This window comes from Vibrio sp. Y176 (assembly GCF_033438945.1).
Window position 1 is genome coordinate 1 of sequence record NZ_JAWOQS010000387.1, and the last position, 777, is coordinate 777.

1 protein-coding gene is annotated in these 777 nt (G+C 47.6%); it reads left to right on the forward strand.

The window, feature by feature from the left end:
* Positions 1–79: 79 nt before the first annotated feature.
* Positions 80–777, forward strand: a 698-nt coding sequence (locus R7O13_RS26225; protein ID WP_318305123.1) for a DUF2189 domain-containing protein, incomplete at its 3' end; no start/stop codon positions are given.

The window sequence follows — 777 nt, forward strand, 5'->3', positions numbered from 1 at the left end:
TTAAGATAACCATTGAGATGATCGAGTACTGACGACCTTGGTAAGCGTTGACACCGTGGGAATTAATCAAGGAGGAGTTATGCCTCGTACCGTGAATCCATCTGACTTCCAAAGCAAACGAAAGGAAGTGCCAGATAATGAATACGCCAGAACCATTCCGTGTAACACCGTCAATCTGAGTGCACCCTTTCACTGGTTAGCTCTGGGGTTACATGATTTCGTACGAATGCCTCTCATCAGTGCTTTTTACGGCATCTGTTTTATGGCAGCAGCGATTGGTATTGTGCTTCTGGTGCAATGGCAAGGCACACACTTAGTGGTGATGCCAAGCCTCATCGTCTATATGCTCATAGGTCCGTTTTTAGCACTGGGACTTTATGATGCGAGTTGGGAGAGAGAACGTGGGCACAAAGCGCGCCTGCTCCATTCCATGAAAGCGATTGGTCGTAACTCGAGCTCACAATGGGCGTTCGCAGTATTGCTCGCCGTCTGTATGATTTTCTGGATGCGTATCGCTGCGCTGCTCCACGCGTTGTACCCATCCGTACAAGGCGCACCACTGACTGAGTTTTTGCCTTTTCTGGTCATAGGTTCATTGGTTGGATTCGTGTTGGCGTGTATCGTATTTAGTATCTCTGCGTTTTCGATTCCATTAATGATGGAGCGCCGTGTCGACATGATGACAGCGGTGTTTACTAGCTTTAACGCAGTGAAATCCAATATTCCGGCCATGATTGTTTGGGCAGCGATAATTTGTGGCGGTATATTGATTGGCTT